A 25,341-nucleotide genomic window follows, 5' to 3' on the forward strand; every position below is an offset into this window, starting at 1 on the left:
ATCTTTAGCCCATCCTCTTGTTAGCAGTATCAATAGAGTGAGTCACACTTTCTTTATAAATTCATGTTTATTATCAGAATTATTCGACTTCTGTTGATTAATCGCTTGTGCCTACAGTTAGGGTAAATACTCAATTTCCAGACGTGTAATTAAGAGAACGATCACTAAAACCCTGCAAGATGTCAGTATATTGCCTGCCATAACGACATTAAAACGATTAATAAAGGATCTTCTATGAATTTTACTAAGTCTTTACTGGTGCTCTCTATCGGCGTAGCGATGGTTGGTTGTGGCTCGGACAATGACGACAATATTATTGCCCCCGATATGACATTGCGCATAGCACATGTGAATGACACCCACTCAAATTTTGATCCTGTAAAATCCAGTTTTACTATGGGTGCTGATGGCAAGAAGGTTTATAACGAATTTGGCGGTTATCCTCGCCTATTGAAAGCCGCTGACGATATCAAAGCGGGGGCTAAAGCAGACAAAGAACCTTTGTTATTCTTGCATGGTGGTGATGCATGGCAAGGTACCGCTTACTTTAAGCTAAATGAAGGGGCTGCAAACGCAGACTTATTGTCCCAGATGGGGTTAGATGCAATGGTACTTGGGAACCATGAATTCGACTTAGATACCGACAAGCTCGCATCGTTCATCAATACAGTTAGTTTTCCTGTATTAGCAAATAATATGGATGCATCAAAAGATCAGTCTTTAAGTAATGTAGATAATTTATATCCGTATCAACTATTTGCATTTGAAGGCTCAGAAAAAAGAGCAATTATCTCTGTTTCTGATGCAAGTGATGATGAGAAAGTTGTTGCGGTAATCGGTGTTGTTTTGGGGGATATGCCAACGATTGCTACCGGCACTGGTGATGTGACATTTAGTGACCAAATTATAGCAACTCAAGCCACTATAAATGATTTAAAAACCAAGGGTGTGAATAAAATCATCGTTCTATCACACATAGGTAATGCTGCCGATAAGGAGCTTGCTGCCAATACAACGGGTATCGATATCATTGTTGGCGGTCATTCTCATACTTTACTTGGTGATTTTACCGATCTTGATCAAGGTAATAATGGTATTTACGCCGAAATGATTCCACAAAAAGACAAAACACAAAATACTTGTGTGGTTCAAGCGGGCCAATATGCGGAAGCTATTGGAGACGTTGATGTATCATTTGACATAAATGGCAATCTCATGTCATGCGTTGGGAACAATACTTTATTATCAAATGATGAGTTCTATCATGATTCTCATCGAGAACATCAAATGATTAGCACTGATAAAGATGATGTAACGTCGTTTATTGATAATAATGAAAAAATCACGATAAAAGATGAAGATATTGATTTAAGAACCCGTATCGACGCAACTTATAAGCCAGCTCTCGATGCTGCGTATGGTGATGTTGTTGCAGCTGCACCGACTGAAATCAGTCATGAGCGCCGTCCTGGTGATGCTGGAACTGATAAGCACGGTTCAGATGTTGCTCCGATGATTGCTCAAGGTATGATTTATTGGGCAAATCAACCGTCGGTAACAGCGGTTACCGGTAAAAATGTTCAGATTGGTTTGGTGGGAGCTGGTGGTGTTCGAACGGATATTGCGTCAGGTGATTTCAGGGAAGGCAATGCGACATTAGAATTATTACCATTCTCGAACTACTTGTCGATTTTAACCGTTAAAGGCGAAGTGATTCGAAATCTAATCGACAGCACAATTGAGCCTACGCTTGCGGAAGGTGCTCATGCTGGTAAGTTTCCGTACGTCTCGGGCATGCGTTACACGTTTACAGAAGATGTGAAAGGTGTATCTGGCACAGTGACGGCTCTTGAGGTAAATACTGGAACAGAAGACAATCCAGTGTGGACGACAATGAACGATGTTGATAACTACACTGTTATCGTTAATAACTATAATGCAAGTGGTAGTGATGGTTGGAATGTATTAGGCGATGCTCAATTAACATCAACAGATCGTCAAGACATTGTCATTTCAGGCAATGGTTTTAAAACTTACAAAGTTAATAACCTGACATACGATGGAAGTACCGAGAAATATAGCGTCAACTATGATGGTGGTACTAAACCATGTGCGGAAAGCTCAGGTGACGTATGTAATACTGATGCCGAATCATTTATTTCTTGGGCTGAGCATAAGAAAGTATTAGAGCCACTAGGATTTGAAACAACAACGATGGAATATAAATAGTATTGATACGCTCTTATAGGAGTGTCATGTATTGTTAATGAAAGCCTTCAAATACAAGGTCATAGATTAACAATAAAATAAATATAGCCAGCAAGTTGCTGGCTATATTTGTATAAAACTTAGTGGAATTAGACGTTAAATAAACAGCGCCTTGTAAGCCTGTTCAATCCCTTCAATCAACATCTGCATACCGATAACTGCGAGTATTAGACCCATCATTCGAGTAATCACGTTTAGTGCACTTGGTCCAACCGCTTTAACGAAGCGTTCACCGAATACAAACAAGACGTAGGTTAGGGTGCAGAGGAGGCCAAATGCCACAATGGTAATGATGGTCTCGTAAATCCCTTCAGTACTGGCAAAATTCATCGCAGTGGCAATGGTGCCTGGGCCTGCCAGTATTGGCATGGCTAAAGGTGATACAGCGATGCTTAACGCAGCGTCGCGCTGGGCGTCTGAGTTTACTTTCTCTTTTGCTTTTGAATGTGTTGAATCACCTTGCAGCATGTGGAAGCCAATCAAAAAGACCAGAATGCCGCCTGTGATGCGCAGTGCGTACAGCGTGATACCAAAGAGGTCAAAGATCAGTTTGCCAGAAATCGCAAAAGTACTGACGATAACGAAGGCGATAAGTACCGATCGGAATGCGATAGATTTAACCGTTTCCCTGTCATTATCACCGGTTAATCCAAGAAAGATTGGCGTATTAGCGATAGGGTTCATAATGGCAAAAAAGCCCATGAACACGGTAATGGTATGAATGATGAGCTCTTTCATATTATTCCTTTGAAAAGATGCAGTTAAATACCAATAGTTTGTGTATTTAATCTTAGATACAAATAATTATTAGAAATAGATAGTAGAGCAAGTGTGAATAAAAAACAGCCAGCATAAGGCTGGCTGTTTGGTTTTAGTGATAGGTGTAGAGTTTTGGTCGTCTGTTGTTGCTTGTTTCTCAGTTAACGGATTCTATTCTATGGATAGATCATGGCGCTCAACGTTGTCGTTATGCGTTTTGAGATTCGCTCACAGCCACAGCCAATGCAACCGTCGCACCGACCATTGGGTTGTTCCCCATACCGATGAAGCCCATCATTGCCACGTGAGCAGGGACGGAAGAGCTACCGGCGAACTGAGCATCAGCGTGCATTCTGCCCATGGTATCTGTCATGCCGTAAGACGCTGGGCCTGCTGCCACGTTATCTGGGTGCAATGTTCGACCTGTACCGCCGCCTGAAGCAACTGAGAAGTAAGGCAAACCTTGGCGAGTACGTTCTGCTTTGTAGATACCTGCAACAGGGTGTTGGAAGCGCGTTGGGTTCGTTGAGTTACCCGTAATACTTACATCCACTTCTTCTCTGTGCATGATTGCCACGCCTTCACGTACATCATCAGCGCCGTAACACAAGATCTCTCCGCGAGGGCCTTGTGAGAAGCGGCGACGTTCTGTTTCAACAAGCTCACCCGTTTGGTAATCGTATTGAGTGCGTACATAGGTAAAACCATTGATACGAGAGATTAAGTAAGCCGCATCTTTACCCAGGCCATTTAAGATTACCTTCAATGGGTTGTGACGTGATTTGTTGACGTTGAGTGCGATTTTAATCGCACCTTCTGCTGCAGCAAAAGATTCATGGCCCGCAAGGAAAGCAAAGCAGTGGCTTTCTTCATTGAGAAGACGCGCAGCTAGCGCACCGTGGCCGATCCCTACTTGACGTTGCTCAGCAACACTGCCAGGTTTGGTGAATGCTTGAAGGCCTTCGCCAATGATATTCGCAGCTTGTTCAGCGTTGCTTGCTTTGCGGAATAGCGCTAGTGCTGAACCAAGGATATAAGCATCGGCAGCGCTTTCAAAAGCAATAGGTTGGGTATCCATCACTAACGCTTTTGGGTCGACATTGTGTGATAGACAGTATTGGTTCGCTTGCTCTAAAGAGTCGAAGTTCATTTCTGCCAATACGCGAGTTACTGATTCATTAAATTGAGTGTTCATCATATCTTTCCTCTAAATTGGCAAAAATTATTGTTGGCGTGGATTAATGGTGGTGACGGCTTCATCGAAGCGACCGTAGGTTCCCATAGCAAGGTCTGCTGCTTCATTGGCTGGCATACCTTGATTAATCGCCTTCATCATTTTGCCGAGGTTGAGATATTCGTAGCCAATTACTTCGCTATGGTCATCAAGTGCAAGCTTGGTCACGTAACCTTCTGCAAGCTCCAGGTAACGAACACCTTTTGCTGCGGTTGAGTAGCTAGTACCCACTTGGCTGCGTTGTGTTTGACCTAAGTCTTCTAATGCAGCGCCAATTTCTAGGCCGCCTTCAGAGAATGCAGACTGAGTTCGACCGTAAACGAATTGCAGAAAGATTTCGCGCATGGCTACGTTAATAGCGTCACACACCAAGTCAGTATTCAGGGCTTCAAGAATGGTTCTTCCAGTGAGGATTTCGGCTGCCATCGCGGCTGATTGAGTCATGCCTGAACAACCAATCGTTTCGATTAGCGCTTCTTCGATGATGCCGTTTTTTACGTTTAGCGTCAGTTTGGCTGCACCTTGTTGTGGTGCACAAGTGCCTACGCCATGGCTTAAGCCAGAAATAGCGATGACATCTTTTGGGCTAACCATGGCGCCTTCAACTGGAATGGGAGCTGAAGTGTGAAGATCACCCCTTTGAATAGGGCACATTGATTGAATTTCTGAAGAGTAGTGCATAATGTTTTCTCACTGATAGAGCCATTTAAGACCTAGGGCGTTGAGAAAACAGGACGTGTTGGAAGAGGTGCGGCTAATTCACTACAGATCTTGAGTATCGGTAATCCAAAGGTGTCATGAAGCTCGGTCTTAATAGACTAAGTCCATTTCAAAATGGAGGAATAGCGATACATCCAACAGTATTACCTGTTTTCGATTCTGTAGGAGTCATTAGCACTGTTCGAAAAGAACGGGCGGTTGAAGCAAAAGCTTAGGTGGAACCCCATCACCTGATGACTATAGATTAGATCTTAATCACACTTTTGTGCAAGCGAATGTTTAGAGCGATTTCGACTATAAACAGGCTTCATTATATTTCAATAAGTATAAAAAAACGCCAATAACGAGCTCCGATAAGAGGCGTTATTGACGTTTTCTATAAAAATATCAGCTAGTTATGCTGCATCTTCTTCTGCGTCTTCAACAGCTTCAAGTTTCTTTTCTTTTTTCGGAGCTGGTTTGCGCTTAGCACCTAGTGCGTAAAGAACTTCTTCTTTATTCTTCGCTAGGTACATTGCAAGTTCTTCTTGCTTGCCTTCATCTTCAACTAAATCGCTTTTGCTTAACAGTTCAAAAAGCTCATCAGCCATATCCAGCATTTTGTCGTATGCGTCAGCTTCGGCTTTAGAGGTAAAAGTCATTTTCTCTTCTCCGTTGCGTTCGACCACGTACTTGACGATAACAGCCATGGTTAATCCTCTAAGTTTGATAAATTTTACTGGCTTTTTATACAGTTTCTGATGCAAAAAGTCCAGTTGATGACCTAACTATGCGGCCTCAATCTTGATGTGTAGCCCAGTCTTCACAATAACCCATGAAAGATTTCAGCAGCGGGCTCTGATATTTGTCTTTGTGCACCAGCATCCAGAATCGGCGTTTCATGTCGAGCGGGACATCGAGTGCTTTTACTCGGCCGGAATCAATCGCTCGTTGTGCGGCTAACCTCGATAAACAAGCGAGCCCAAGCCCTGCAGAAACTGAATTGATGATGGCCTCGGTGGTGTTGAGTTCAAAGGACTCATACCAATGCTCAATACGAGGTGCGACAGCACGCAGGAAAAACTCGCGAGTTCCTGAACCTGACTCTCTCAGTATCCAATGGCTGCCTTCTAAATCTTGCAATGCAACTTTGTCTTGAGAAAGGAGAGGGTGTTGATTGCTAACGATAATACACATTTCATCGCTACTGAACTGGCTAGAGATCAACTCCGGATGGAGTGTTTTTCCTTCAATTAACGCGATATCCAGTTCATAATCCACCAACTTTTGGCATATCAGCGCACTGTTTGAAATAAACAAGCTCTGATCTTGATGCTGAGTACGCTCTCTAAAGCCAGACAGAATAAACGGTGCGACCTGATTACCAATCGTGTCACTCGCGCCAACCTTTAAATTGCCACTTAATGGTTGGTCATTGCGGAACAAAACATCGATGCCTGCGGCTCTGTGAAGAATCTCGTCAGCCAAAGGAAGTAGCTTTTGTCCTTCTTGATTGAGAATTAATCGGTTGTTGACCCGGTCAAATAGAGAGTGGCCCAATTGTTTCTCCATTTCGCCCAGCGCCATGCTGACAGCAGCCTTAGACAAAAACAGTGCTTCCGATGCGGCGGTAAGCGTCGAATGTTGGGTAATGGTGACAAACACTTTGAGTTGTTTGATTGAAATATTAGCCATCAGGTTCCTAGTTTTACGCTGCTGGTGGAAAGTTATCGTTCAGTATTAATGAACACTTGTTATATATAATTGGATATTGTTTAACGAAGCGCAAGCGTATTATGGCTTCAACAAGCTGATGAGTTCACAAGTTTAGTGAATTAAGTTTAAGAGAGGCTGACATGATTCAACGTATTAAATATAGATTAACAGGAGCTCCAACACCCATGGCAGGGTTAGCACTCGCAATTGCAAGCTTAGGCTGGTGTTGGGATGGTGTTTTAGTCGCACAAGGTACTTTACACACTCCGGGTTTGGTGCAGTGGATCAGTGCGGGTATTGCGGCGGTATTACTTCTTGTTTTAGCTGTGAAATTTTTGATTCACGGCCACTTATTACGTGAAGACCTTGCTCACCCTGTTGTCGGCAGTGTTGTACCCACATTCGCGATGGGTTGTATGGTGGTGTCTGCTTCGTTGGCTCCAATATCTCCGTTTCTTCAAGAAGCAATGTGGTTGGCTTCGGTAGCGTTACATGTCGTGTTCTTGGTGAGCTTCTTATACCACAGAGCTAAAAACTTTGAGATCCACCATATGGTGCCAAGCTGGTTTGTACCACCAATCGGTATTATCGTGGCAGACGTTTCTTTTTCAGGTAACCCGATCTTAGAACCCGTTGCTCACGCGACTTTAGTCTTTGGCTTATTGGTTTATGCTGTAATGCTACCTCTCATGATCTACCGTTTGATCTTCTCTCATGAAGTGCCTGACGCAGCAAAACCAACGATTGCGATTATGGCGGCACCAGCCAGTTTATCTTTAGCAGGCTACCTAACGGTGACGGCAAACCCTTCGCCAGTGATCATTGGGTTACTCTTTGGCATTGCAGTGTTAATGACCTTTATTATCTACATTGCGTTTTTCAAACTACTTCGTCTGCCATTTAGCCCAGGTTATGCGGCGTTTACCTTCCCAATCGTGATTGGTGCAACGGCGTTATTCAAATTGGCGGCTTGGATGCAAACTGTTGGTGTGGAAACTCACTATGTGGATCAAGTCTTCAACCTAGCGTATCTAGAATTGATTGTGGCAACGTTTGTAGTGGGTTATGTTGCGGTTCGTTATTACATGAATTACAAACCTCATCGTGTACTAAGCGCGGTAGGCAGTAGATTGTAAGAAGCAATAGTTCAAAAGATAAACGGACCTTAAGTTTTCAGTATTTCATAAGCTTATATTCCTAATCCAAACTCGGCACTTATGCTAATCTGGCTTTATATTGTGGCAAGATTAGCGTGAGTGCACTTTGTTTACTGTTTACCATTCCAATAAAGTCGATACTTTAAAAATCCTTCTCGTTCACTTAATCAAAAGTGATCCTTTAGCCAATCCTTTCGAAAAAGAGCAGATCTTGGTTCAGAGCCCAGGTATGTCTCAATGGCTTAAGATGGAACTCGCCAAAGAGTTTGGTGTAGCAGCAAATATAGACTTTCCCCTTCCTGCAACCTTCATTTGGGATATGTTTACCCAAGTGCTTCCTGATGTACCTAAACGCAGTGCTTTTAACAAAGAAGCGATGACGTGGAAGTTGATGAGTTTGCTACCTGCTAAGCTTGACCACCCTGATTTCTTACCCTTGCAACGCTATCTTGAAAACGACGAAGATGATTCGAAGCTGTATCAATTGGCAGAGAAAATTGCCGATATCTTCGATGGATACTTGGTGTATCGACCTGAATGGATGGCGATGTGGGAAGCAGGAGAACCCGTTGCTGAATTAGTCGATGATGAAGGACAACAAGATCACCCTTGGCAGCCAATTTTGTGGCAAGCACTTTATGACCAGACCCTGTCTCAAGGCCAATCAAAATACCACCGTGGCAACTTGTATCACGACTTCATTGAAGCGTTAGCCAATCAACAAGGTCGACTGCAGCATCTGCCGAAACGCTTATTTGTATTTGGTATTTCGTCGCTGCCACCTCGTTACATGGATGCGTTGAAAGCACTCGGTGAGCAGATTGATGTTCACTTAATGTTTACCAACCCTTGTCAGCATTACTGGGGTGATATTCGTGACCGTAAATATTTGGCGAGAGTCGAGGCCCAGCGCCGTAAGCAGTTTGCTCTGGTCGATGGCTTACCTCAATTAGAGGGCGAAGCTTCACCATTGAAAGATGGCATTGAAGCCAATGTTGAAGATGAACTGCATATCAGCCAAGCCGTAGGTAACAGCCTGCTTGCGTCTATGGGAAAATTAGGCCGAGATAACCTGCTCTTACTGTCTCAGTCAGATAGCGAAGAGCACGAGTTCTTTATTGATGTTGAGAGGGATAACCTGCTGCATCAACTGCAAGCCGATATTCTCCAGTTAGAAGAGCATCAAGACGACCACATCTTAGATTCCAGTAACCATAAACAGGTGGTTGAACTGGGCGACCGATCTCTGACCGTACATGCGTGTCACAGCCCAATGCGTGAGGTTGAGGTTCTTCATGACCAGTTGTTGGCGATGTTTGATGCCGACCCGACACTAAAACCACGCGATATTATCGTGATGGTGTCTGACATTAATGCTTATAGCCCAGCGATTCAGGCGGTATTTGGTAATGCTCCGGGTGAGCGTTATATCCCTTACTCGATCTCTGATAGAACCGCAGACCAAGAAAGCCCAATTCTGACCGCTTTCATGCAGTTGGTCGCGCTACCGAACACGCGCTGTTTAGCCTCTGAATTGCTAGAGCTATTAGAAATCCCAGCGATGATGGCACGCTTTGGTATTGATGAGTTTCAATTTGAGCAAGCCAAGCAATGGGTTGAAGAAGCGGGTATCCGTTGGGGCGTTGATTCTTCTACTGCAACAGAATTTGATCTACCTGCGACCGAGCAAAATACTTGGCTATTCGGTATTCAGCGCATGCTCTTAGGCTATGCGATGTCAGACTCTGCGGGTTTATTTGAAACTGAACACTCTCCGATTGCCGCTTATAACGAAGTTCAAGGCATTAACGCCGAACTTGCTGGTAAGTTAGCGCACTTTATCGATCGTATTGCCCATTACCGCCAACGTTTAACTGAAACACAATCTATCGATATGTGGCGTGAAACCTTGCTGCAAATGATTGATGATTTCTTTGCGGTTGAGCTGGAAGGCGAGGTGGTGCTCAAATCGATTCGTGATGCGCTTTCACAACTGAATGAACAACTTGATGATGCCTTGTACGAACAAGAGTTGTCGCCGAGCATTATCTATCAGTACCTCAATAATAAGCTATCTGGCGCTCGTATTAGCCAACGTTTCTTAGCGGGCCAAGTTAACTTTTGTACCTTGATGCCGATGCGTTCTATTCCGTTCAAAACCGTCTGTTTGTTAGGCATGAATGATGGTGTTTACCCTCGCTCAATGCCGCCAGAAGGTTTTGATTTGATGAGCGCCCAAACTCGCTCGCCGAATGGCGTAGGCAAAAAGAGTCTAGCTCGTCCAGGCGATCGCTCTCGTCGTGATGATGACCGCTATCTTTTCTTAGAGGCGATGCTGTCAGCGCAAGAATGCTTGTACATCAGCTATGTCGGCCGTTCGATTCAAGATAATACTGAGCGAGTGCCATCGGTGCTCGTTTCAGAGCTGATAGAGTACTGCCAACAGAACTACTGTTTAAGCGAAGACCAAGCGCTACCAAGTGATGATTCAGGCATCAACCTGACTCAAGCGATCAGCTTTGAACACACCATGACACCGTTCAGCCCTGCAGCCTTTACTCAAGGTGATGCAAACCATGTGCTGAGTTACGCCAAAGAATGGCTTCCTGCGGCTAACCGTTCCGGTGAACGCAGTGGTGAATTCAATCGTGCATTGGATGACTATTTGTTCGGTGCAACGTACCCGTTGGAGTTGGATCTGGTTGAACTGCAACGTTTCTGGCGTTTACCAGTACAGTACTTCTTTAATCGCCGTCTAAAAGTGGTGTTTGAACCGCCACTTCCTGTGATGGAAGATGATGAACCGTTCGTACTTAATGGTTTAGAGAGTTTCCAACTTAAGGATGCTTTGCTGCAAGTGTTGTTGGACCACCCTGAAGGCGCAGACGAAGCGGTTCGATTGTTTGTCTCTGAGCAAAAAGCACAGGGCCGATTACCGGTCGGCGCTTTTGGTGATATCGAATTTGAAACTAACCGTGTTCAAGCGGAAGACTTAGCCAAAGAGATTCGATTTGTGAGCGGTTCGCCGCAGCAAGATCTCGAAGTGAATATCGAGTTTGACGTGTTAGGCGAAGGCAAACCTGTTCGTTTGATGGGGTGGTTAACTCAAAACTACCAATCAGGTCTAGTGCGTTTCCGTAGCGGCAAAATACGCTCTCAAGATTACTTGGCTGCGTGGATTGATCATCTATCTTGCGCTGTTATGGGGCACGGAAAAACGACTCATATTATTGGCTATGACAGAAAAGAGGGCGTGGTTCACCAAACACTACAGCCTATTGGCGATGTGCAACAGGCGAAGAGTTTACTGGCTGAATTAATACGACTGTTTTATCAAGGTATGACAACGCCATTACCTTACCTCCCGAAAACCTCGTTAGCTGGTGTTGAAGCGGGCTTTAGCCGCGGTAAATGGGTTGATGACGAAGAAAAGTCCCTAAAGAAAATGGCTGATACCTTTAATGACAGCTTCGCCTTTACTGGCGAGGGTCGAGATACCTACATCTCACGTATTTGGTCTAAGTGGGATGATGCTCTGGCTGCTGAGTCGCGAATGTATTCAACGCTTGTGCTGCAGGCCGCAAGACTCGCCGCTGCCGATCTTGAAGATCAGGAATAATCGGCAGTGATCAGCAAGATCACCAACAATATGTTTATCAAAGAGATGCGTTTGAATAAAAGCATGGGAAATAAAGAGTTAGATGTAAACTTGGTGTGCAGGGCTTATAAAATGACGAGAGGAAGTCGTTTATGAGGAATCAAGGTACAGGAAATAAAGTGGCCGCCAGTAAATCATTATTAGTGTAGGGCGTTCGCTGTACGGCCACAGGTCAGAGGGACCATTATTCTGTGGTTCAAAGTAACGCATGAGTATAAAACTCGAATCGGGCTCCTGAACTCGTGGGCGCATAGTAGCGAGGCGATCTGAATTGATCCGTGAGAGAGATCGCACTAACTATTAACAAATCAGCGTAGGACGTAAATTGAATGACGTTTTCCACGCTAGGTCACATTTGTAACAACACATTTATCAGAAGGCAGTAAGGCATGACGACCACAAGCAGTGCTCAGGTAATCGCTCCACAAACACTTGATACCATGACGTTTCCACTTCATGGCGCGCGTTTAATTGAAGCATCAGCGGGTACGGGTAAAACATTTACTATTGCTGGCTTGTATTTGCGCTTACTGCTCGGGCACGGCACTGCTGCGCCGCAAGGCGATCTGACGGAAGCTACTCGACACCATGAGCCGCTGACCGTAGACCAAATCTTGGTGGTGACCTTTACTGAAGCGGCTACCGCTGAGTTACGAGATCGTATCCGTGCTCGAATCCATGATGCACGTATCGCGTTTGCTCGCGGGCAAAGTGACGACCCAGTGATTGCGCCTTTGTTACAAGCTATCGATGATCATGCTGGCGCGGCAAAAACTTTGCTTAACGCTGAAAGACAAATGGATGAAGCAGCGGTCTACACCATTCACGGTTTCTGTCAGCGAATGTTGACTCAAAATGCCTTCGAGTCTGGAAGCCGCTTTGATAATGAATTTGTGACCGATGAAAGCCACCTAAAAGCACAAGTGGTTGCCGACTATTGGCGTAAACAGTTCTACCCGCTGCCGATTCAATTAGCTGGTGAGGTTCGTAATATCTGGGGTTCTCCCGCTTCGCTATTAGCTGACGTAAATCGCTACCTGACGGGCTCTCCGCTGAAGTTGACGGTAGATGCGATGTCGGGCGACCTGCAAACTCTGCACAATCAGAACCTAGACAAAGTGAAGCAGCTTAAAGCGTTGTGGTGTGAATCCGAAGCGGACTTTTTTGCTTTGATTTCAGGATCGGATGTGAATAAGCGCAGCTACACCAAGAAGTCTCTACCGACATGGTTAGAAGTCGTCACAACATGGGCGCAAAGCGACACTCATGATTACCAGTTCCCAGATAAACTAGAGAAGTTCTCTCAAGCCACTCTAATTGAAAAAACGCCGAAGGGTACTGCACCTCAGCACGTAGTTTTCGAAGCGATTGAGGACTTCTTAAATTCTCCAGCAGATCTAAAAGCCCCATTGTTGGCACATGCGATTACTCATTGTCGAACTATGTTGGCTAAGGCTAAACAGCAGAAGCAGTGGCTATCGTTTGATGACTTGTTGACTCAGTTATCTGCGTCGATTGACGTTGATGAACAGTCATTGCTGGTGGAAAGAATTCGCACGCTCTACCCGGTGGCGATGATCGATGAATTCCAAGATACCGATCCGCTGCAGTACAGTATTTTTAGCCGAATCTACCTAGATAACCCGCAATGCGGCCTGTTTATGATCGGCGACCCGAAGCAGGCTATCTATGGCTTCCGTGGCGCGGATATCTTTACCTACATTAAGGCAAGAAACCAAGTTAGTGCTCACTATACGTTAGGCACTAACTGGCGTTCGAGTGCTGATATGGTCAGCGCGGTAAACCAAGTGTTTATGAATTCGGATAGCCCGTTTATCTACGACCAAGACATTCCATTTTTGCCCGTAGCAGCGAGCCCATCGGCTGACAAACGCCAATGGGTGATGAATGGTCAAACTCAGCACGCGCTTACCTTTTGGCTGCAGGATGCAGAAGATAAGCCCTTACCGAAAGGCGAATATCACAAGGCAATGGCTGAGGCGACGGCGAGTCAAATTCAAACCATTCTGACCGCTTCTCAAAACCAGCAAGCCTATTTTGATAACGGTAAAAAACAACATGCCGTGAATGCAGGTGATATTGCTGTCTTGGTTCGAACTGGTAGTGAAGGTCGTCTGATCAAGAACGCGTTGTCTGAACAAGGTATCGCGAGCGTGTACTTGTCCAACCGAGATAGCGTGTTCACCAGCTTGGTCGCGCAAGATATTCAGCGCCTATTACAGGCGGTGCTGACACCGGAAAATGACCGTGCGTTGCGCGCCAGTTTAGCGTCGGAATTGTTTGCTCTGGATGCGGCCTCATTGGATGAACTCAACAACGATGAAGTGGTTTGGGAAAACGTCGTTAACGAATTCCGAGAATACCGTAAGTTGTGGCTGCAACGTGGCGTGTTGCCAATGTTACGCAGCGTGATCAGCAAACGACACCTCGCGGAACGCTTACTGGAAGAAGAAAATGGTGAGCGCTCACTCACTGATTTGATGCACATTGGCGAACTGCTGCAACAAGCAAGGCAGGAGCTCGACAGCGACTATGGCTTGCTGCGTTGGTTGGCAGAAGCGATTTCCGATGCTCAAAATGGTTTAGGTGGCAGTGAAGACGACATTCAACGCCTTGAATCAGAGAGAAACTTGGTTCAAATCGTTACCATTCATAAGTCGAAAGGTTTGGAATATGACCTAGTATTTTTGCCGTTCGTTGCAAGCTATCGTGAAGCGAGCGAAGGCAAATTCTACGACCATGAATCAGATACCACAGTGCTTGATATTACGGGCAGTGATAGTGCTTTAGCACAAGCGGATAAAGAACGATTGGCAGAAGATCTACGTTTGATTTACGTAGCTCTCACCCGTGCGGTTTATGGCTGTTTTATTGGTATGGCTCCTTTACGTAAAGGGCGCTCAACCAAAGAGCCGACAGGTGTTCATTTGAGTGCCATGGGCTACTTGGTTCAAAACGGACAAGAACAAGGCATTGCCGAGTTGAATCAAGCTTTGTCAGCGATTGAGGGTAAGAATTCAAGCGTATTACTGTCTGAAACTCCGACTGCTCATGAGCACGTTTTTGTACAAACAGAACAAGTGAGTGAAGACTTACATGCTAGTGAACTGAAGGCTTCAATTGACCGAGCTTGGCGAATCACCAGTTACTCGGGGCTTGTAAAACAAGGCAGTCATGGAGCAAGCCATGACGCTACGATTGAGGTGTCTGGCTTCGATATTGATTCAGCCGATGAGCAAGATGAGTCGGAACTTATTGAACCGGAACGTTCTATATTCACGTTCCCTCGCGGTGCTCGCCCAGGTACCTTCTTACATACCTTGTTTGAGGATGTTGAATTTACAGAGCCTGCAACCAGTGACCATAACACGCAAGTAATCACTCACTTGTTAGAGTCAGAGCAATACGAACTCGAATGGTTACCCGTACTTCAACAGCTTGTCGATACGGTGCTTAACACCGCATTAGATGGCAAAAATCTAAAGCTGAGTGAGAAAGACTCAACTCAACGACTGGTTGAGATGGAATTCTTGTTGCCGATCGAAGTATTAGCATCCTCTGAACTTAATCAAACCATCCAGTATCACGATCCATTGTCGGCAAAAGCGGGTGACCTAGGTTTTCAAACTGTACAAGGCATGCTGAAAGGCTTCATCGATTTGGTGTTTGAGCATCAAGGTAAATACTATGTACTCGACTGGAAATCGAACCATCTAGGTGATGACGTTGCCGTCTACCATGGTGAAGCATTGAAATCGGCGATGGCCGACCACCGCTACGATCTGCAATATCAAATCTATGCGTTGGCATTGCATCGCTTCTTACGCAGCCGTGTTGCAAATTATAGTTATGAACAACATTTCGGTGGGGTTTATTACTTGTTTTTAAGAGGAATGGACGGCCAATCTCAACAAGGTATTTTCTCGGCTAAACCAACCTTGGCTTTGCTCGATGAAATGGATCAATTGATTGACGGTAAAGTGATAGACAGACGTTCAGCACAATTGAATGACGATGAAACTGGACAGATGGGGCTTCTATAATGACAACAACGACCATTAATACCAGCATAGAAACAGCGAGCTCAGTTAAGCCAGTTTCACTTATCCCTGAACAGCTCATGGATGTATTAAAGTTCCTCGCGGATAAGGGTTCGATTCGCCAATTGGATTATCAATTTGCCCGTTTTATTGCGCAGCAAGCGACGAGTCATTCTCAAGAGATTGGCTTTCTTGCTGGGGTCGTGAGCCATGAATTAGGCAAGGGGCATATTTGTACTCAGCTTATACAAGCTCAAACGGCAGGCCCTGAACTAACGACAGATCTAGCTCAGTTACTCGGTTTGTATGGTGAAACGGCGCTGCAACTGAACCTAAAATTGTTGGGGATTGATTGGGTGGCGGTACTTCAATCGTCAAACCTAGTAGGTACAACCAATGACTGTGTTAAGCCGCTGATGTTTGATGGGCAGCGTGTCTACTTACAGCGTTATTGGAACTACGAAGTTGTGCTGGCTGACACCTTAAACCGTTTAAGTAAGCCGGTAGAGTTCAATATTGAACAGAAAAAAGCGCTAACCGAAACGTTGAATCAGTTATTCGCACGCAGTTACCATTTTCTGTTTAATGCCTTAGCCAAGGCTGAAGCAAACCAACAAACGTCTCAGGTATTACGCCAACAGCTGGTGTGTGATCATCTTGATATCGTCGATGAGCAATCTCTGAATTGGGGTGCAATCGACCAAGCGATTGTCCAAGCTAAGCAGGTAACGGACTTAGATGTTCTAGACGGTTTGGTGCCGTTATCTGCATGTTTGAACTGGCAAAAGGTCGCGGCAGCGGTGGCGTTAAGTCGTCGTTTCGCGGTGATTTCTGGTGGGCCGGGCACGGGTAAAACCACTACGGTAACCAAATTACTATCGGCGATGGTTGAGCAATCACTAAGCCAAGGTAAAACACCGACGATCAAGCTGGTGGCTCCGACAGGTAAAGCGGCGGCACGCTTAACTGAGTCAATTGGTAAAGCGATTGAGCAATTGCCTTTAGCGCCTGAAGTAAAGGCCAACATACCGACTGAATCCAGTACTTTACATAGGTTACTCGGCGCGATTCCTAATCGAGCGGAATTTAGACATAACCGACGTAATCCACTTCACCTTGATATCTTGGTGGTGGATGAGGCATCGATGGTCGATCTATCTATGATGTATAAGCTGGTGGATGCGCTTCCTGAGCACGCAAGGCTCATCTTATTGGGTGATAAAGACCAACTCGCTTCAGTAGAGGCAGGTGCTGTGCTCGGTGATATCTGTTCATTCAACTCTGTCGGGTATAGTTCAGCGCAAGGCAATTTGATTGCGGAGATGACAGGCTTTGATGCGATAGCTAAACCAAGACAAGACAAAGCTGGAGCGGTGAATCCGCCTGCGATTGCAGATAGTTTGTGTATGCTGCAGAAGAGTTACCGCTTCGACGCGCGTTCAGGTATCGGCCAACTGGCTAAAGCAATCAATAATGGTTCTGCGAGTCAGGTGGATCAAGTCTTTGCTAAAGGATTTGGCGATATCGAAAATCATCCCCTGTCGAGTGACAGCTATAATTTGATGCTGCGTACCTTGGTTAATGAGTATGGTGCGTATCTCAACCGAATGAATGTGCCGTTGGAAGAGCTAGAAACCCAAGAAGCGCGAGCGAAGTCGGTGCTCGATTTGTTCAGTCAATGTCGACTATTGTGTTCTATTCGTGAAGGGGATTTTGGTGTTAAAGGCCTCAACCACAGAATCGAAAGGGCGCTTGCCGCAAGACGTTTGGTGAATCCGCACAACGATGAATTGTGGTATCACGGGCGACCAGTCATGGTGACGCGTAATGATCATGGTTTAGGTTTGTACAATGGTGATATTGGTATCTGTATGCTCGAAGCCGATTCAACGACTTTAGAGTCAAATAGTGCGAATTCCACACCTAGACTGAAGGTGTATTTTGAGTTGCCCGATGGCAGTGTGAAAGCCGTGCTTCCAAGCCGAGTCCCCGATCATGAGACCGCTTATGCGATGACGATACACAAATCTCAAGGCAGTGAATTTGATTTGACCTTAATGATCTTACCGCCAGATTTCAGCCCCATTTTAACGCGCGAGCTTATCTATACAGGGATTACGCGTGCTAAGAAACGACTGATGATGTTCAGCGACACAAATGTGTTGAAGCGTGGGATTAAGGTGAAAACAGAGCGAGTGAGTGGTTTAGGCAGTCGCTTAACGAATTAGTCGTTAATGGCCGCTAGAAAAGGGCTTGAACTTAGAGCTAGATAAACACAAAGCAACCATCCCTGGTTGCTTTGAACGTTATTAAGACTCTTTGCTTAAAAACGCTCGAGTAAACGATATATGGTTTATCTTGTACTTTGCTTGGCAATTCAAAATAAACTCTTTTAGATTCTCGCTAACAGGGAATACGCAGTGTACGTCTAGCCCTTCTAAGAATTGGTTATCAGCCATATCCCAAAAACTTTGCAGCGAGTTACAAACAATGGTTCTCATATCAATGTTGCTCTTTTTGCTGTTTATATCAACGGTCAGAACGGCTTCTAGCGTGTTGACCGTCAACGGGTATAGCAATCCGTGCAGTGACCATCTCAATGAGTTCGATATGACTATCGAGATGGCAATTCCAATAAAAACTTTTGTTAATATTATAAAGCGCCTAAATTCTATACAATTATTCGTGTGAGTGAAAGTGCATATTTGATAAATCTCATATAGTAAACGATTACATTTGCAATTATTTTTCTATTAAATTGAGATTCCGCTCCAAAACTTTATTTATACGTTTAGCGCTAAGATTTTTGAGTTTCTCTGATAGTTGTATAGCCCTTGTTTTTTCATCGGTAACTCGTCCACGCCTATCTCGTAAAACCCCTGCTCACGGAACCAGTGAAGGCTGTGCGTAGTAAGGACAAAGATCTGGTCGATATCACGAGATTTTGATTGGTGGCGCATGTAATCCAGCAGTAACTGGCCACGGTTTCCATCGCGATAGTCTGGGTGGATAGCAACACAGGCCATCTCTGCCATGTGGTCTTCTGGATACGCGTATAGCGCAGCGCAACCAATAATTAGGCCGTCTTTTTCGATAATGGTAAAGCGATAGATCTCTTGCTCTAACTGCTCTCTTGAACGGCGAACTAAGATGCCTTGTTCTTCCAGTGGACGAATGAGGTCAAAGATGCCACCGATATCATCAATCTGAGCTTGTCTTACTTGCTCGGCACTTGCCATGACCACTTGGGTGCCAATACCATCAAAAGAGAATAGCTCTTGGATTAATGCGCCATCCACTTTGTAGCTAATTAGATGGCAACGAGGTACCCCAGCACGACAAGCAGAGATAGCACCTTTTAAGAAGCGTAATGTACCAGTGCTCATATCTTCTTTAGGGTTCTGAGATTCCGTTAAGCGTTCTAGAATTTGCTTGGCGTCTTTAGGGAAGAGTTCGGCGAGTACATCACCGCTTTCATCGGTTACCCCTTGCTCGGAGCAAAAACCAATCAGCTTGTCGGCCTTTAAACGAATAGCAACTTGGGTTGCGACCTCTTCAGAAAGCAGGTTAAAGCTTTCGCCAGTCACGGAGCTAGCAATAGGCCCAAGAAGAACGATGGAACCTTGGTCAAGTGTGCGATTAATCCCTTCGATGTCTATTCGACGAATACGTCCGCTGTGGCAATAATCCGTACCATCATCGACACCTAGCGGCTGAGCGGTAATGAAGTTACCACTCATCACATTGAGTTGAGTGCCTGCCATCGGGGTGTTGTTTAGGCTCATTGAAAGTCGAGCTGTGATGGCTAGTTGTAGTTGACCAGCAGCCTGCATCGCGACACCTAAAGAATATTCGTCAGTAACTCTAATATTCTTATGGTAAGGCGTGTGGCAATCTTGCCTTGCTAATAGTTGGTTGATCTGTGGTCTTGCTCCGTGAACGAGAACAATCTTTACCCCAAGGCTGTGGAGTAAGGCTATATCGCTAATTATGTTGCCAAAGTTTCTATCGGCAACGGCTTCGCCACCAAGCATAATAACCATGGTTTTGCCACGGTGAGCGTTCACGTAAGGGGTTGATTGTCTGAAACCTTTTACTAGCGCTGTACTTCTTAATTTCACAGAACAAGTCCATTTGTGTTTATTTATTCGATAATTTAGCATTTAAATTCAAATATAAACAACACCTTTTTTGGAATAAAGCGCAAACTATTCTCATCTAGGGTTCATTATATAAACTGTCTCAGTGTAGAATGCACATAGCATCTTTATGAGTCGTAACCGAATGCAACAAGCTCCAGCAACAAAGAATAAGATCGATGAGATTACCCAAGGCCTCTACAGTGAAGCTGAGCAACGCAATCAATCTAAGTTGAAGCGTAAGATTATTGAACGCTGTTTAATGGTTTTAGCTTTGGTGGGATCGTTTGCTGTGGTTTCTTTGTTCGGTGATGTGCTTTCCCGAGTACAAGATGCGGCGACGCCCGACAATCTGATATACGGTACGTGGGTAGAGCAGGACGTTGCACATTATGCGACGGACGAGTTTCGACTAAACGCTAATGGCGTGTCAGTGCGTGGGTCTGTTGTTTCGACGAGCTTTGACTTTGATGGTAACTACTTCGAATATAAAGCGGGTGATAAAACCTATCGCTTCCGCATGACCAATTCTGACAACACAGAAATGGTGCTCGATTCTGATAATCACTACAATCCCGTCTTCCGCCTTAAAGGCCATATCGAGAACTCAGTCCGATAGGTTATCTTATTGTAAACTCTTACAATCTACGATTGTGTTATCTGACTGTTTTTGTCATCCTCGATGCATAGAATTTTTAGGATGACTCTTGTGATTAAAAAATGGCTTCCCCTTGTCGCTGCCTCTTTCTTATTTGGCTGTGCTCAACCGACTGATCTTGCTCAACAACACCTTGATGACGAATTTCCCCGCACCTTAAATAAGGTCGATCAGGTTGAATCCAATAAACCAAGAGACTACACCGCATTTGCAGAGCAAGCTGAAATGGTGGTTTCTAAATCCCCTTCGATGGCTAAAATCTATGAGCCGCTTTATCAGCAACTCAATGAGTGGGCGATGCAAAGTGGAGATCCAAGCGAGCTCGCTAACTTTGGCGTTCAAACTGCTCAATTGGGTGGTGGTGATAAGCAAGGCAACGTTTTGTTCACGGGGTACTTTTCTCCCGTAATGGAGCTACGCCACGAAGCGAGTGAAGAATACCGTTTCCCTGTTTATGGACTTCCAGAGTGTGATAAAGAGTGTCCAACCCGCGAAGAGATCTACAACGGTGCATTAGAAGGCCAGGGCCTTGAGTTAGGTTACTCGGCGAACCGCATCGATCCATTTATGATGGAAGTGCAGGGCAGTGGATTCGTGCATTTCGGTGATGACGATACGTTGCAGTATTTCGCATACGCGGGTAAGAACAATAAAGCTTACGTGAGCATTGGCCGTGTTTTGATCGAGCGAGGCTTAGTTCCACGCGAAAAAATGTCACTGAAAGCAATCAAAGAGTGGGTATTGGCAAACGATCCTGAAGTAGTCAAAGAGCTGCTTGAGCAAAACCCATCTTTCGTGTTTTTTGAAGCGAGAGATGACCTATCAGTAATGGGTAGCGCGGGCATCCCCCTATTACCTATGGCGGCAGTCGCGGGCGATCGCTCTATATTGCCAATGGGGACGCCAATCCTAGCTGAGGTTCCATTACTGAATGCAGACGGTACTTGGAGCGGTGCGCACCAACTAAGACTGTTACTGGTTTTGGATACTGGTGGCGCAGTTAAGCAGAACCATTTGGATCTCTACCACGGAATGGGGCCAAGAGCGGGAACTGAAGCGGGTCATTACAAGCATTTTGGTCGTGTATGGAAGCTTGGCTTAGATGGCAGTGCAACCGAAGCGCCTTGGGCTTTGCCTCCAGAAAAGGTCGAGTAAACAACAATAAAATAGGGCATTGAAAGCGAATCGCTAATCCCCTAGACTTTTAATTCAAGAGTGCGTATAAAACGCACTCTTTTCTTTTTCTCAGAAATAAATTGGCGGCAATAATGCGTGAATTGACCACTCCAGCTTCAGAAAACTATGACCAACGATTTGGCGGCACTCGTCGTTTATATGGCAATAGTGAAGTCGACATACTTAGAGCAGCACATGTGTGTGTGATCGGTATTGGCGGTGTAGGTTCATGGGCTGTTGAAGCGCTTGCTCGTACCGGTTTAGGTGAGCTGACTTTGATCGATATGGATGATGTTTGCGTGACTAACATCAACCGTCAGATCCACGCGATGTCGGGCACGGTTGGTAAAAGCAAAATCGAAGTGATGGCAGAACGCGTCAAACTGATTAACCCTGAGTGTAAAGTGAACCTGATTGACGACTTTATTGGCCCTGATAATCAGGCTGAATACCTATCGAAAGAGTTCGACTTTGTGTTAGATGCGATTGATAGTATGAAAGCTAAGGCTTCACTGTTGGCATATTGTCGTAGTAACAAAATTAAGGTGATCACCACCGGTGGCGCGGGTGGACAAATCGACCCTACTCAAATTAAAGTGGCCGATCTGACTAAGACGATCCAGGATCCGCTAGCGAAGAAGCTAAAAGACACCCTTCGTCGTCATCATAATTTCCCTAAGAACCCTGCGCGTAAGTTTGGTATCGATTGTGTGTTCTCGACTGAGCAACTGAAATACCCTCAAGCCGACGGCAGTGTATGTGCTGCGAAAGCGACAGCAGAAGGGCCAAAGCGCATGGACTGTGCGACGGGTTTTGGCGCTGCGACAGTAGTCACTGCAACTTTTGGTTTTGTGGCTGTTTCGCGTATTGTTGAAAAGCTGATTCAAAAACACTCTAAATAGTTCTCTATTATTTGCTTAAGAACTAAACCATTGTCACTTGTACATTTAGTCATAATCTATTGGATATTAAAATGATGTCATTCCCAAGCTCTCCATTTGGTACTGAAATTACCAGTGATGATATTGTCGCGAAAATGCAGACATTCAGCGGCTGGGAAGATCGTTATCGCCAAGTGATTCAATGGGGTAAGAAATTACCTAGCATGCCTGATGAGCTGAAGAGTGAGCAGGTTGTAGTTTCTGGTTGTGAAAGCCAAGTCTGGCTAGTGTCTCAAAACATCGACGGTGTTTGGTATTTTTGTGCTGATTCTGATGCTCGTATCGTGCGCGGTCTGATTGCATTAGTGATGGCTGCGTATGATGGAAAAACATCAGAGCAGGTTCAAGCGTTTGATATTGATGGTTACTTTGAAAACATCGGTTTAGTCACCCACCTAAGCCCATCTCGCGGTAATGGACTAAAAGCGATCGTTGCTCAAATCCAAGAACTAAGTGCTTAATATCTCTTAGATACACAAAAATAAAAAGGGTTGACGCTAAACGCCAACCCTAAATAATTTCGCTACTCGCTACTCGCTACTCGCTACTCGCTACTCGCTACTCGCTACTCGCTACTCGCTACTCGCTACTCGCTACTCGCTACTCGCTACTCGCTACTCGCTACTCGCTACTCGCTACTCGTTACTCGCTACTCGCTACTCGCTACAGCATATCAACGGCTTTTTCTATCGCAGCTATAAGCTTATCAACGTCATCCATGTTGTTGTAAATACCAAATGAAATTCGAACCGTTCCTTTTACATTAAGCGCATCCATCAATGGATGAGCACAATGATGCCCTGCACGTACCGCGATCCCTTGCTGATCCAACAGTGTCGCAATGTCTTGATGGTGAACACCATCGATCACAAAAGTAATCACGCTTGCGTTGGGCTGATACCCCAAAACCTGAATATCATCCAGTTTACTGAGTGCACGGTAGGTTTCGTGTTGAAGCTGGTGGATATGATTTTCGACATCTTGCTGTGCAAAACCACTTAACCATTCTAATGCAGTGCTTAATGCTATCGCTCCGGCCACATTTGGCGTTCCGGCTTCGAATTTGCCAGGCAGTTCTGAAAAAGTAGTGCCGGAAAAAGAGACGCGCTCAACCATTTTGCCACCGCCGTGCCAAGGTGGCATCGCTTCGAGCAATTCAAGCTTGCCGTAAAGCACACCAATACCTGCAGGAGCATAGAGTTTATGTCCTGAGAAAACGTAGAAATCAGCGCCTAAAGCAGCAACATCAACGGGCTCATGAACGATACCTTGCGCACCATCGACCACAACGATGGCATTCATTTTATGTGCTTTCTTGATGACTGCTTCAATCGGTTGGCGAGAACCAGTGACATTGGTTCTCTGAGCCAGAGCAACAATCTTGGTTCGCTCATTCAACAGAGCGTTAAACGCAACAAGGTCAAACTCACAATCTGATGTCATCGGTGCTTTCACAACTTTAGCACCAGTTTGTTCAGCCACAATTTGCCAAGGCACAATGTTGGCGTGATGCTCCATTTCACTCACTAAGATCTCATCGCCAGGTTGAAGGGTGCTTCTTGCGTATGTTTGTGCGATCAGGTTAAGTGCTTCGGTGGCACCGCGAGTCCAAATAATCTCTTTTGACGATGTCGCGCCAATAAACTGAGCGACCTTGTCTCTTGCTGCTTCAAATTGACTGGTCGCCTGAGCTGTTAAGCTGTGGCTACCACGGTGAACATTAGCATTTTGCTTGGAGTAATATTGGCTAATGGCATCAATAACCACCTGAGGTTTTTGTGTCGTTGCCGCGCTGTCTAAGTAAATCAATGGTTGTTGATTGATGGTTTGTGATAGCGCAGGAAACTGCTCTCGGATGTGATTGATATCAAGCATCTATTCTTACCTAAAATCTTGGAAATTGGTGCTAGCGTTGTGCTTAGCGGTATTGTTATTTTATCGCGACTTGTTAACTGTTGCTGACTAATCTTGATGATTCCAGCGATTTTCTTGCCCTTTGACTTGAGCGAACAGTCTTTGGTTAACGGGAACGTCTATCTGATGCTTGAGTGCGGTCTTAATAAGGTAGCCGTTAATGAAGTCGATCTCTGTCTTGCGTTGGTAAAACATATCTTGCTTCATGGATGAGTTGTTCTGCGCCGTGGCTTGGATAACCTGTTTGACGCTTGCTTCCAATTCATCGAATGAACAAACGATCCCTTCGGCTTGCATAACCTGCGTGAGCTCTTTAACGATAGAACTCAAAATATCCTCAAACCTTTTATCTGTAAGCTCGCCATTTTTGATCTGTTCCAACCCAGTCAGTGGGTTGATCGCACAATTGATGGCGAGCTTAGTCCATAGCGCTGTTTTTATCTCAGGATTCCAACTTACAACAGGTAGGGCATGCTCCAACACATCAACTAAAAAAGTGCATTGCTGACCTTTGAGGTTAAAAGCACCTAGTTGAGTTTGGCCTATTCCTGTGTGGGATACATTGTTGCGATTGGGTTTGAATGCCGCTTGGGTGGTGGTCGCTAGTACTACCGGGTGAGTATCAATTTGAGTTGCTATCTGATCGACCGCGCCCATTCCGTTGTGCATGAACATGAGAATGGTGTCGGGATCGAGATGTTGAAGCAGTGGAGTGGTTGCTTCTTCTACTTGCCAAGCTTTGACCGTGAAAATAACCAAGTCACTCGCTGATAGCTTTTCGATATTGTTGTTACTGAAGGAAAGGGAAGCTTGTCCATCAAGTGATAAGTCAATTGAGTTATCAGTGGAACGACTCCACAAAGAGACATTATGACCAGCTTGAAGTAGTTTTATTGCCCATAAAGAGCCGATGGCCCCTGGCCCAACAATCGTGATGTTCACAGCGATACCGAGATAAAAA

Annotated in this window: 18 protein-coding genes and 1 riboswitch; of the genes, 9 read left to right on the forward strand and 9 right to left on the reverse strand. The window is 45.1% G+C overall.

Features of this window, described 5'->3' with window-relative positions:
• The first annotated feature begins 234 nt into the window (after positions 1–234).
• The gene (locus AC3CIA_RS03315) at positions 235–2,229 is read left to right on the forward strand and encodes a bifunctional metallophosphatase/5'-nucleotidase (RefSeq protein WP_488518507.1); all 1,995 of its coding nucleotides are present in this window, start codon (positions 235–237) and stop codon (positions 2,227–2,229) included.
• A 135-nt stretch (positions 2,230–2,364) separates the two neighbouring features.
• Here the strand turns inward: AC3CIA_RS03315 and AC3CIA_RS03320 are convergent, their stop codons facing one another.
• From AC3CIA_RS03320 to AC3CIA_RS03340, 5 genes are all read right to left on the reverse strand, one after another.
• Positions 2,365–3,006 (reverse strand): MarC family protein, encoded by a 642-nt coding sequence (locus AC3CIA_RS03320; RefSeq protein WP_017079911.1) that lies wholly within the window; start codon positions 3,004–3,006, stop codon positions 2,365–2,367.
• A gap of 229 nt (positions 3,007–3,235) precedes the next feature.
• Entirely contained in the window at positions 3,236–4,225 is a 990-nt protein-coding gene (locus AC3CIA_RS03325) for a GGGtGRT protein (RefSeq protein ID WP_108093485.1), read from the reverse strand.
• Positions 4,226–4,249: 24 nt separating this feature from the next.
• Positions 4,250–4,942, reverse strand: coding sequence for an iron-sulfur cluster assembly scaffold protein (locus AC3CIA_RS03330; RefSeq protein WP_488518508.1), 693 nt, complete (start codon positions 4,940–4,942; stop codon positions 4,250–4,252).
• Positions 4,943–5,136: 194 nt separating this feature from the next.
• Positions 5,137–5,221: riboswitch (Fluoride riboswitch) on the reverse strand.
• Positions 5,222–5,376: 155 nt separating this feature from the next.
• Positions 5,377–5,670 carry a YebG family protein gene (locus tag AC3CIA_RS03335; protein WP_004735185.1) on the reverse strand — a complete coding sequence of 98 codons (294 nt, stop codon included), beginning with the start codon at positions 5,668–5,670 and terminating at the stop codon, positions 5,377–5,379.
• Between the two features lie 88 nt (positions 5,671–5,758).
• Complete coding sequence (locus AC3CIA_RS03340) at positions 5,759–6,655, reverse strand: LysR family transcriptional regulator (RefSeq protein ID WP_488518509.1); 897 nt, start codon at positions 6,653–6,655, stop codon at positions 5,759–5,761.
• 161 nt (positions 6,656–6,816) lie between these two features.
• On the opposite strand from AC3CIA_RS03340, the gene AC3CIA_RS03345 reads away from it, so the two are divergent.
• The 4 genes from AC3CIA_RS03345 (at position 6,817) to recD (ending at position 17,780) form a co-directional block, all read left to right on the forward strand.
• Positions 6,817–7,812, forward strand: coding sequence for a TDT family transporter (locus tag AC3CIA_RS03345; protein WP_167853016.1), 996 nt, complete (start codon positions 6,817–6,819; stop codon positions 7,810–7,812).
• Between the two features lie 127 nt (positions 7,813–7,939).
• Entirely contained in the window at positions 7,940–11,452 is a 3,513-nt protein-coding gene (gene recC / locus AC3CIA_RS03350; protein WP_488518510.1) for an exodeoxyribonuclease V subunit gamma, read from the forward strand.
• A 428-nt stretch (positions 11,453–11,880) separates the two neighbouring features.
• Positions 11,881–15,555: an exodeoxyribonuclease V subunit beta gene (gene recB, locus AC3CIA_RS03355; protein ID WP_488518511.1), complete on the forward strand. Its 3,675-nt coding sequence runs from the start codon at positions 11,881–11,883 to the stop codon at positions 15,553–15,555.
• Positions 15,555–17,780 carry an exodeoxyribonuclease V subunit alpha gene (recD, locus tag AC3CIA_RS03360; protein WP_488518512.1) on the forward strand — a complete coding sequence of 742 codons (2,226 nt, stop codon included), beginning with the start codon at positions 15,555–15,557 and terminating at the stop codon, positions 17,778–17,780. Before recB ends, recD begins: the two co-directional genes overlap by 1 nt.
• A gap of 81 nt (positions 17,781–17,861) precedes the next feature.
• On the opposite strand, the gene AC3CIA_RS03365 is transcribed toward recD, so the two are convergent.
• Together AC3CIA_RS03365 and argA are read right to left on the reverse strand one after the other, a co-directional pair.
• Entirely contained in the window at positions 17,862–18,053 is a 192-nt protein-coding gene (locus AC3CIA_RS03365) for a hypothetical protein (protein ID WP_004735192.1), read from the reverse strand.
• Between the two features lie 282 nt (positions 18,054–18,335).
• Positions 18,336–19,673, reverse strand: a complete 1,338-nt coding sequence (gene argA / locus AC3CIA_RS03370; RefSeq protein WP_102554247.1) for an amino-acid N-acetyltransferase — start codon at positions 19,671–19,673, stop codon at positions 18,336–18,338.
• A gap of 163 nt (positions 19,674–19,836) precedes the next feature.
• On the opposite strand from argA, the gene AC3CIA_RS03375 reads away from it, so the two are divergent.
• The 4 genes from AC3CIA_RS03375 (at position 19,837) to csdE (ending at position 22,927) form a co-directional block, all read left to right on the forward strand.
• A complete protein-coding gene (locus AC3CIA_RS03375) occupies positions 19,837–20,310 on the forward strand; it encodes a DUF2850 domain-containing protein (RefSeq protein ID WP_029405215.1) in 474 nt (157 codons plus the stop codon).
• 81 nt (positions 20,311–20,391) lie between these two features.
• Positions 20,392–21,504, forward strand: coding sequence for a murein transglycosylase A (gene mltA / locus AC3CIA_RS03380; protein ID WP_017093429.1), 1,113 nt, complete (start codon positions 20,392–20,394; stop codon positions 21,502–21,504).
• 113 nt (positions 21,505–21,617) lie between these two features.
• Complete coding sequence (tcdA, locus tag AC3CIA_RS03385) at positions 21,618–22,427, forward strand: tRNA cyclic N6-threonylcarbamoyladenosine(37) synthase TcdA (RefSeq protein WP_102557806.1); 810 nt, start codon at positions 21,618–21,620, stop codon at positions 22,425–22,427.
• Between the two features lie 71 nt (positions 22,428–22,498).
• A complete protein-coding gene (gene csdE / locus AC3CIA_RS03390) occupies positions 22,499–22,927 on the forward strand; it encodes a cysteine desulfurase sulfur acceptor subunit CsdE (RefSeq protein WP_146457524.1) in 429 nt (142 codons plus the stop codon).
• A 202-nt stretch (positions 22,928–23,129) separates the two neighbouring features.
• Here the strand turns inward: csdE and csdA are convergent, their stop codons facing one another.
• Positions 23,130–24,341: a cysteine desulfurase CsdA gene (gene csdA / locus AC3CIA_RS03395; RefSeq protein WP_488518513.1), complete on the reverse strand. Its 1,212-nt coding sequence runs from the start codon at positions 24,339–24,341 to the stop codon at positions 23,130–23,132.
• Positions 24,342–24,428: 87 nt separating this feature from the next.
• Positions 24,429–25,322, reverse strand: coding sequence for a 2-dehydropantoate 2-reductase (panE, locus tag AC3CIA_RS03400; RefSeq protein ID WP_171311478.1), 894 nt, complete (start codon positions 25,320–25,322; stop codon positions 24,429–24,431).
• Positions 25,323–25,341: the final 19 nt, after the last annotated feature.

It is taken from the genome of Vibrio sp. QJM3NY_27, assembly GCF_057785955.1.

Excerpts from the sequence above, each read along its gene's own strand:
- AC3CIA_RS03315 (WP_488518507.1), top strand. The coding sequence starts at position 235 with ATGAATTTTACTAAGTCTTTACTGGTGCTCTCTATCGGCGTAGCGATG.
- AC3CIA_RS03320 (WP_017079911.1), bottom strand. The coding sequence starts at position 3,006 with ATGAAAGAGCTCATCATTCATACCATTACCGTGTTCATGGGCTTTTTT.
- AC3CIA_RS03325 (WP_108093485.1), bottom strand. The coding sequence starts at position 4,225 with ATGATGAACACTCAATTTAATGAATCAGTAACTCGCGTATTGGCAGAA.
- AC3CIA_RS03330 (WP_488518508.1), bottom strand. The coding sequence starts at position 4,942 with ATGCACTACTCTTCAGAAATTCAATCAATGTGCCCTATTCAAAGGGGT.
- AC3CIA_RS03335 (WP_004735185.1), bottom strand. The coding sequence starts at position 5,670 with ATGGCTGTTATCGTCAAGTACGTGGTCGAACGCAACGGAGAAGAGAAA.
- AC3CIA_RS03340 (WP_488518509.1), bottom strand. The coding sequence starts at position 6,655 with ATGGCTAATATTTCAATCAAACAACTCAAAGTGTTTGTCACCATTACC.
- AC3CIA_RS03345 (WP_167853016.1), top strand. The coding sequence starts at position 6,817 with ATGATTCAACGTATTAAATATAGATTAACAGGAGCTCCAACACCCATG.
- recB (WP_488518511.1), top strand. The coding sequence starts at position 11,881 with ATGACGACCACAAGCAGTGCTCAGGTAATCGCTCCACAAACACTTGAT.
- recD (WP_488518512.1), top strand. The coding sequence starts at position 15,555 with ATGACAACAACGACCATTAATACCAGCATAGAAACAGCGAGCTCAGTT.
- AC3CIA_RS03365 (WP_004735192.1), bottom strand. The coding sequence starts at position 18,053 with ATGAGAACCATTGTTTGTAACTCGCTGCAAAGTTTTTGGGATATGGCT.
- AC3CIA_RS03375 (WP_029405215.1), top strand. The coding sequence starts at position 19,837 with ATGCAACAAGCTCCAGCAACAAAGAATAAGATCGATGAGATTACCCAA.
- mltA (WP_017093429.1), top strand. The coding sequence starts at position 20,392 with ATGACTCTTGTGATTAAAAAATGGCTTCCCCTTGTCGCTGCCTCTTTC.
- tcdA (WP_102557806.1), top strand. The coding sequence starts at position 21,618 with ATGCGTGAATTGACCACTCCAGCTTCAGAAAACTATGACCAACGATTT.
- csdE (WP_146457524.1), top strand. The coding sequence starts at position 22,499 with ATGATGTCATTCCCAAGCTCTCCATTTGGTACTGAAATTACCAGTGAT.
- csdA (WP_488518513.1), bottom strand. The coding sequence starts at position 24,341 with ATGCTTGATATCAATCACATCCGAGAGCAGTTTCCTGCGCTATCACAA.